This is a genomic window from Brevundimonas sp. AAP58, assembly GCF_001295975.1.
GTDB lineage: Bacteria > Pseudomonadota > Alphaproteobacteria > Caulobacterales > Caulobacteraceae > Brevundimonas.
In genome coordinates this window covers 1-1,538 of the sequence record NZ_LJHU01000123.1, presented here as the reverse complement: position 1 = coordinate 1,538, position 1,538 = coordinate 1, and the positions used below count along the sequence as shown (strand labels likewise).

The window sequence follows — 1,538 nt, the reverse complement described above, 5'->3', positions numbered from 1 at the left end:
CAACAACTGCGGCAAGGCCCTGGCCATCGCCCGCGAGGCCCGCGACATGCACGGCGGAGCCGGCATCACCGGCGAACTCCACGTCATGCGCCACGCCATGAACCTGGAAACCGTGAACACCTATGAGGGCGCGCACGACGTCCACGCCCTGATCCTGGGTCGCGCCATCACGGGCGAGAGCGCGTTCTGATGCTGGATCGGCGTGGTGCGATTGGTGGCTTGACTATCGCGCCGATTGTCGCGGCCGCCCGGCTTGCACCTTCCTCGACGGCGACGCTGACGGCCGCCGAGCTCATACGCCTGGCGCACGACGCGGCCGGCGGACCCACCTGGCTAAGGCCCCGAAGTCTCACCCTGACAGGCCAGGGTCGATTCTGGCCCCAGGGGACGCATGCGGGCTCGGTCGACATCCCCGACTATCGGATGTGGCGGGTCTATCCCACCGAAAGCACTGAGGCCCATGCCGCCAACGGCTGGGTTCGCATCGACGCGCGACGTGCGGACGGTTCCGTCTACTTCCAGGCCGCATACGATGGCGAAACGAGCTATGATCAGAATGGTGTCGTTCCCGGCGCTGAGGCCAGCCGCGAATGGTCCGAGAATTTCGGCTTCGGCATCATTCGGTTCGCTCTGGACGAGGGTTTTGCCCTGCGACGTTTGCCCGACGACACTGCCGACGGTCGCCCGATACACGTCGTTCGTATCGCCGACCCTTCGGGAGGCGAGACCCTGTTCGGCATAGCAACCGACGACCACTCTATCCTATGGCTCGGGTTTGAGACTCCCCGGGGGTGGCATGAGCGGTGCTACTCGGACTTCTATCGCAATCCCGGGGTGTCGTTCACCCAGCCCGGTCGGGTCAGACTGTTCTACGACGGCGTTAAGCAGAACGAGATCCGCTGGACGGGCTACGCCCTTAACGAGGACCTGCCACGCTCCCTGTTCCGCATTGCCCGATAAAGGGTCCGCTGCGCCCACTCGAACGAATGCTTTCCGAGAGGTGGTGTCAGGCTAACGCCAAAAGGTCTCCGCAAAGTTGGCGTAAGCCGCTGTTGGGGATGGATTATTGTGAAGTCGATCTTGTTCAAACGTCACCGATTTCCGGCTGACGTGGTCGGCCACGCTGTGTGGCTGTACTTCCGGTTCGGCCTCAGTTTTCGGGACGTCGAGGAACTGCTGGCGCAGCGCGGGATCGAGGTCAGCTATGAGACGATCCGGTGCTGGACGATCAAGTTCGGACCTCTGATCGCCAAAAGACTGAGGCGTTATCGGACGGGTCCATCGCCGCGCTGGCACCTGGCCGAGATGGTCTGCTGGATCGGCGGAAGGCGGATGTATCTGTGGCGCGCCGTCGACGACGAGGGCGAGGTCTTGGACTTTGTGGTCCAGCGCCGGCGGGACACAGAAGCGGCGCTTAAACTTTTGGAGCGCCTCCTCCACAACCAGCCGGTCGAGCCGCAGACGATCACGACCGACGGCCTGGCGTCGTACGGCGCAGCGCTCGATCGGTTGGACATAAGGCGTTTGCACCGGCCGGG

3 protein-coding genes are annotated in these 1,538 nt (G+C 63.8%); all 3 read left to right on the top strand.

Annotated elements, in window-relative coordinates:
• The coding region (locus IP78_RS14050; protein WP_054112289.1) for an acyl-CoA dehydrogenase family protein at positions 1-190 on the top strand (190 nt) is incomplete at its 5' end.
• Positions 190-960, top strand: a complete 771-nt coding sequence (locus IP78_RS14045) for a hypothetical protein (protein ID WP_054112288.1) — start codon at positions 190-192, stop codon at positions 958-960. The genes IP78_RS14050 and IP78_RS14045, both read left to right, overlap by 1 nt.
• 150 nt (positions 961-1,110) lie before the next feature.
• Positions 1,111-1,538, top strand: a 428-nt coding sequence (locus IP78_RS14040) for an IS6 family transposase (RefSeq protein WP_369814705.1), incomplete at its 3' end; no start/stop codon positions are given.

Coding starts and splice junctions, on each gene's coding strand:
- IP78_RS14045 (WP_054112288.1), top strand. CDS start 190: ATGCTGGATCGGCGTGGTGCGATTGGTGGCTTGACTATCGCGCCGATT.